The following is a 7,086-nucleotide window of genomic DNA, read 5'->3' as shown; positions in this document are numbered from 1 at the left end:
AACGGCGGTGAGGCTGTCGCCGGCCAGCAAGGTTACATCAGCGCCGGCCAGCAACTGCGCACCTTGCTGCGCAATCTCGCTGTCTTCACGGGTGACCTTTTTATCGCTGCGACGATAGCGGTATTCGCTGTGCTGTTCATTGGCGGCAGCAGCGATAACCAGATCGCCCTGGGCGCTTAGAGTCAGGTCTTCTCCAGCCTCCAGCTGGCTGGCGACGACCGCCAAATCATTGCCGGCGCTGGCGTTCAGGTCACCACCAGCGCTGACCTCACTGCCGTGTTGGGTGACAGCACTGCTTTCCCAGTAGTGGCGGCGATCCTGCCGGATGGCCAGGCTGCGCTCTTCGGTGGCACTGACAATCAGATCCTGGCCGGCGCCAAGCTCGACATCGCCCCCCGCCTGGATGACCGCCCCCTGATTAATCAGGTTACCGCCCGCCTGCATGCTGAGGTCGCCGGTTGCTTCGATGCGCGCAGCGCTATCCAGAATGGTACCGGCCTGCCGTGCCCGTCCGGCGGTGTTGTCGTAATAGCTAGCAGTGCGCTCGTTGAGGATATCCCCGCCTGCGGTCAAGCCGACCTCAGCTCCGCTGATAATGCCGCCCCGCGCATTGTCGATGCTTTGCTGAGCGATCAACTGGATACGTTCGTGTGCTTGCAGCAAACCGCTGTTATCGATACTGCCAGCGACGATGCTGAGGTTTTCGGCGGCACGCAGTGTGCCCTGATTACGCAGCTCGCCGCCGCTGATCAGGGTGACGTCTTGCCCCTGAATCAGACTACCGGTGGCCGCCAGACGGCCTTCTGCCTGGGCCAGATAGAGCACGGGCACCAGTACGCTCTCGCCCATGACCTCATGCTCTTCCAGCCAGACGATGTCGTGGGTCAGGGCGGCAACTTGTTCGGCACTGAGCGCTACGCCCAGGCTGAGGTTGAGGGCTTCACGGCTGGCCAGCGCATTGTCCATGAGGTATCGGTACATGGCTTCGTCACTGGTCAGGCCAGCAAGATAACGCGCGCCCGTGCGTGCGGTCACCGCGTCACGCATCAACCGTTGCTCATACAGACCATCGCCCAGGCGCTTGAGCGTCTGCCCCGGATCCAGCCCGAGTTGAGCAAGCAGGTACTCAGAACCCAGAAACTGGCCCAGGTTGGTCAGTGCCGGGTTGGTTTCAATCAGATACGGATGCACGCCGGCCTGGGGCACGCTGACACCGGTTGGGGTGGTCGCGTCCGGGCTCTGACTGGCAGGCGTTTGTACCAGACGGAACAACCCCTGTTGGCCGTCGGGCAGGCTGAAACCGGGTAGGGTGAGCGGATTGACTTGCTGTTGTTGCAGGTCTGCCGGCAGTTGGGCATTGACCTGAACTTGCATGATCTCGCCCAGCGTGTCGGCAACCTCCTGGCGGGCCGGGTCATCAGCCCAGGCAGGCAGATCGTTACCCAGCTCGCGGCTGTTCTCCAGTATCTGACTGGCCTGGATCAGCAAGTCACCGCCGGCCTGGATGACGGCGGGGGCATTGGCGTTAAGCGCGGTGACGGTGGAGAGGTCACTGACCAGGCTGTAGCGGTCCAAGGCCTCAAGCGGCAGTTCCTTGGGTAGCTCTGCCGCGTTGTAGGGGTAGAGGTAGTTACGCCGAAAGCGCTCGTCAGTACCGTCAGTGGTGCGTCCGGTATTCCATGTGCGAATACGCTCGGTGCGCCCACCGACCGCACCGAGGTTATGCAGGCGCTCGGCGTTGATGGACAGGTTGCCGCTAGCCGACAGGGTGCTGAACTGGTTTGCCACCTCAACGGCACTGACACTCAGATCACCACCGGCATGCAGCAGGGCCGCGCGGGAGTCTTCGACTATCCGACTGTCGTAGACCTCGCGAGCAATGTAGTCGACGTTGTGATGGTCACCACCGCAGTCATAGCAGTGCACCGTCATCTCGCCTTCCTGCAGCACCTGCTCTTCGCGGAACACCGCCTTGCGGTTGTTCAGGCTGACAACGTTCAACTGCATGTTGCCTGCCGATTCGATGTTGCCCGACACGTTGGCCAGACTCTGCGCAGATGTGGCCGGATCAAGCCCGCTGACGCTCAGGCTGCCCAGGCTGTATATGTCGGCATCCAGGTTGACGCTGTGATCCACATGCAGCAGCAGGTTATTGCCACTGAACAGCACCCCTAGGTGGTTGTAGAGCTGCTGACTGAAGACCTGCAGCTGATCGGCGGCACCCAGGACACCCCGATTGTCTATGTTGCCCGCCCGGACATTGAGACTACCCAGTGCCGTCAGTTGGCCGTTGTTATTCAACGCACCGGTTGTCTGCACGCTGGCGTTGCTGCCGCCCAGAATACCGCCGATGTCGCTGGCCCCTGCCTCCAGGTCCAGGCTGCCGGCTTGCAGTGCCAACTGATCAATACTGGCCAGAGTGCCATAGCTGTCGTAGTGCCCGCTGAGAGCCAGCTCAACACTGCCATCACTGGCCATGTAGCCATGATTGGTCCAGTTGTGCCCCTGCCCTTGCAGGGCCGTTTGCGCCAGTATCTGACTGGTGGCGGTCTGGCTGAGCTGATCTACCTCCAGCACGATGCGGTCGGCGTGCAACAGGCTGCCCTGCTGCCAGGCATCAGGGTTTTGCTCCAGCAGATCCAGTACGGTCAGCAGCTCCTGTTGCCGCACAACGCTGGTATCACCCAGAAACGGCCCGAGCCCCTGGGCGAGAGAGTCAGCTACAAAGCCGGACCAATCCTGGGTCAGTACCTCTCGGTAATAGTCAATCCACTGCTGCGCGGTGTAGTCGCTGTCCGTGGTCAGAAACAACGGCAGCAAGCTGTCATTGTTGTTCAGTTGTTCGGCGTCGATGGTCAGTAACTGGCGGGCAAAAAGACTCCCATGCATATTGCTGAGGTGCTGTGCCGAGATCGCGAGACTGCCCTCGGTGGCCGCCACGCTGCCTAGGTCATTGTCGACGCGCTCTGCCACCTGCAGGCTGACGTCGTGCGCCTGCACGCTGCCGTTGCGGTTATTTAACCAGCGGCTTACCACCTGCAGCGCGCCCTGCAAGCTGGACATCAGCCCACCTTGGTTGTCCAGGCCATCGGCTTGCAGCAAGGTGTCGCCATCACCGGCCAACAGCATGCCGTTGCGGTTGTTCACCAGCCCGCTCACATCCAGGCTCAGTGCTCCGCTGGTGGCCTGCAACACACCGCTGCGGTTGTCTACCTCTGCGGCAGCCAGGTGCAGGCCCTGATCACCAAGCAGCCGGCCCGCCTCGCTGTTGTCCAGCTTACCCTCAAGCTGCAGGTCAGCTTGTCCCTGGGCGTACACCACACCTTGGACGTTCGCCAACTGCCGGGCACGCAGGTTAAGGTCAGCCTCGCTAAGAATCTGCCCTGCCAGGCTGTTGTCGAGCAGTTGAACCTGCAGGCTTAGCTGGTCGCTACTGGCCAGCAGGCCGGCACGGTTGTCCAGCAAGCCTGCAACCTCAGCCTCAAGCTGCTGACCCGCGCTGATTTCACCCTCGCGGTTATCCAGCCCACTGGCCGCTACCTGCAGGTCTGCGTTGGCCACCACCGAGCCTTGGCGGTTATCAATGGCACTGTCAGCAATCAGGACCAGATTGCCGCTACTGACCACAACGCCCTGCAGGCTGTTGTTGAGTTCGCCGACACGTAGTTGCTGGTCAGCGGCGCTCACCAGCGCGCCTTCGCGGCTATTGTCGAGACCGCCGGCCACCTCTACCGTCAGGCTACCTTGGCTAGACAGCGTGCCCTGATAACTGTTGTCCAACCGCGCGGCAGAAACGTCCAGATGATCGACTGCACTAACCTGGCCGCCACGGTTGTCCAGTTGACCAGCCCTGAGCTGCACACTCGTGCTCCCCAGAATTTCCCCACTCTGATTGTCCAGGTTGGCGCTGTTCAGATACACAGCTTGCGCGCCGCTAAGCAGACCGAGACGGTTATCGAGCTGCTGAACATCCAGCGTCAACGCGGCATCAGAGATCACCTCACCGGCATGGTTGTCGAGTCGCTCGGCGCTCACATGCACACCTTCGCGCGCGGCCAAAGTCGCGCTGCGGTTGTCCACCTGCTCTGCCGTAACAGTCAGTTCGCCAGAGGCGAGCACTAGCCCGGCGTTGGCAACCTTGCCTGCTTGCAGGTCAATGTTGGCGCTGGCCTGTCGACTACCGGCGAGGTCGATACCGGCCTCAAGTACGCCGTGGTTGTTAACCCGTTCGGCCTGCAGGCGCTGGCTGCCACCACTGGCCAGGGTGCCGGTGGTGTCGATCTGGCCACTCGCCTGCAAGGCCACCTGACCGCCTGCGTAACCTTGGGCCAGGTTGATATCGGAGGCAGCCATGGCGATATCACCGCTGGCCGCAGCCCGCCCAATCGTCAGTTGCCCCTTGGCGTCGATCTGAATATCGCCGGCGGTGGCGGCCATATCACCCAACAAACGCACGCCTACCCCGTGTTCGGTACCGACCAGACGAATGGCGCCGGCATACATACCGCCTAGTGCCGAGCTGTCTATTGCGAGTTGCGGTGCTTGGCTACCGTCGTCCGCTCTAGGGGTGACGGCCAAGGTACTGGCGTCCACATCATTGCGGCCGGTCACCACGTTCAATTGCTTGGCACGCAGCTCGGCGTTGAGCTGCAGACTGCGGGTAATAAGATCAAAGCGCTCGACGTTGCTGGCATTGAGGCCGGCGCCGTCAAGGGCGATCTGCCCTTGGTCCACCTCAAAACGCTGGAGCTGACCTTCGTCGACAATAGGCTTGCCGGTGCTCAGAGTGACTTGCGGCGTATTGAGGAAGCCACAGCCATCACAGGTGATACCGTGCGGGTTGGCTACGATGACGCCAGCACTCTGGCCGGCCACCTCGGTGTAACCCTGTAACTGGCTGGGGTTGGTACCGGTTATCTCGTTAAGAATCAGCCCCGCAGCCGCACCATTCAGATTGGGGTTGCGGTGAATCAGGCCACCCAGCTCCGTGCCCTGGATCTCACTGGCGTTATTCAGAATAAGGCCCTGCTCCCGGACGTTGTAGTCCGTAAAGCGGTTATGAGACAGCCCGTTAGCATTGGGTGTAGCGATATTGATAACCGGCACACCATTGCCGGCCTGGGTCAGCGCGGTGTCGCCGCCGGCTGCGGCGTCTATCGCCAGATCTGCCGCTACGCTGACCAGCGGGTTAAACACCAGCGCACCAATCAGCAAGCGGGCAACAGTCTTGAACAGGGGGCTACGCACGTCCATGGGCGGAATTCCTTGCAGGGCTGATCAGAAAAACAGGTCAACGCGAAAGTAGAGAGGGTGTTCGTCTCGGGCAATAACGCCGGGGCGAGAAAGCGACTGGGCTAGCGTCAGGCTGGCGGCCAAATGCGGCCCACGAGCAGACAGCTCCAGCGCACTGCCACTGAGCCGGCCATGCCGCCTGCCGTTATAAGGCGTACCGCTGATCGCGCCCAGGTCGTATCCCGCTGCGGCGCCCAACTGCGAGAGCCATGGGCGCACCTGTGGATTGCTGATGGGATACTGCCAGCGCAGGTTGCTGCGCCAGTAATACCCGCTATCGCCGCTGAGGGATTGGTCCTTGAAGCCACGCACCGAAGCCAAACCACCCAGGCTGATGCGCTGGGGCGAGAACAGCACGTCGCTGCTGTATTGCCCGCTGAGCAAACTGTCGACACTCAGCCGCTGACCGAGCAGCTCAAAGGGCTGGAGGTAGCTAACCGTGAGACTGTACTTGTCATAGCGGGCGACCGGCTGCCCGGCACCTGACGCATCATCTGACTGCGCATCAAAGGCGCCGATACCCTGCTGCCAGCCAACATCCAGGTTGACGAATGCGTTACCCAGCCGACGCCCATGATTGACTCCCAGTTGCAGCTCACTGAGGCGGTGGCTGGAGGTGGTCAGCAAGGCGTCTTCCAGATAATTGCGGGTACGCAGGTGAGCTACCCCCAGGTTGAGCGCCGTCTTGCCCAGGTTGTCGCGGTGTACCACGCGTTCGGCCCTGAACTGATGGCCTTTGCTTTCACCATCGCTCTCAAACAGCAGCCCACCCGCTTCCCCTCGGGTGCGGTAGTAGCTCTGGTTGTAGCTGTAATCGAGGCGCCACCACCCCAACGGCAACGAATAAAACAGACTCTGGCTGGCGGAGTGGCGCCAATGATCGCTGACAGCATCCTTACCGCCGCGCAGGCGCAACTGATCGCCCAGCCCCAGTGGGCTGTCCCAATCCAGCCCTATGCCCCACTGCTGCTCGCCGGTGCTGCGCTGACCATCGTTATGTCGACTCAGAGAAGCGTGCCATGGCTTGCTGCGCTGACCTTTGAGTTGAACGCGGCTACCGCCAGGCTGCTCGCCGGGCAGCAACTCCAGCTGCAGTTGACGGGATGGCAGCCGGCTCAACTGATCAACCAGTTGCTCCAGCTCACGGAGGTTGAGCCGCTCCCCCGGCTGACCAGGAAAGCCCATTGCCAGCTCGCGCTCACTGGCCAATGCGGAACTGTCCAGCCCCTCCAGTACACCTTCGACAACCAGAACATCCAGCTCACCATCGCTGAGGTCCTGCTGGGGTAGGTAGGCTCGCGAGGTGACATAGCCGCGGTCAAGGTAAAATCCAGTGACGGCGGCGAGCAGGTTGTTCAATTCGGCGCTGCCAAGGCAGCGACCGATAAAGGGCAACAACAGCGCATCCTGCTGCGCCTGAGTCATTAACCCAGCACCGCTGAGACGGATACGCTGGATTGCGAAGCACTGCGCCTCCGGCTGGGGGCTGGCAGGAGGCACCACCGCCCGTTCCCCAGGCAACTGTTGCAATTCCTGAAGTCGGCGGCGCTGCTCTTCAAGCACCCGCTCCTGACGCTCACGTATCAGCTCTCGATCACCGGGCAGCGCTTGAGCGTGCGCGACCCCACAGCCAAACAGCAACAGCATTGCCGCAATACAGGCAGACTTGCTCATGATTCCTTCCCTGGCGTTGCGCCGCGCACTGGCTAGCGCCTGACGCCTTTCAAATCCTTTTTTCAAGCGCGCGGATTATTCCTGTACATGCGCTACCCGCCTATCGCGATGACGGAGAAA

The 7,086-nt window shown here is 61.5% G+C and carries 2 protein-coding genes; both read right to left on the bottom strand.

What is annotated here, in order from left to right; all coding sequences use genetic code 11:
* Nucleotides 1–5,253: two-partner secretion domain-containing protein (locus tag ASB58_RS18455; RefSeq protein WP_118131913.1), on the bottom strand; the 5,253-nt coding region annotated here is incomplete at its 3' end.
* 24 nt (nucleotides 5,254–5,277) lie between these two features.
* Complete coding sequence (locus ASB58_RS18450; RefSeq protein WP_328587549.1) at nucleotides 5,278–6,939, bottom strand: ShlB/FhaC/HecB family hemolysin secretion/activation protein; 1,662 nt, start codon at nucleotides 6,937–6,939, stop codon at nucleotides 5,278–5,280.
* Nucleotides 6,940–7,086 lie beyond the last annotated feature (147 nt).

The organism is Pseudomonas abyssi (genome assembly GCF_003444685.1).
In the GTDB taxonomy this organism is placed as follows: Bacteria; Pseudomonadota; Gammaproteobacteria; order Pseudomonadales; family Pseudomonadaceae; genus Halopseudomonas; species Halopseudomonas abyssi.
Note: the sequence above shows the minus strand (reverse complement) of the source record. Positions and strands in the feature narration are given on the sequence as shown.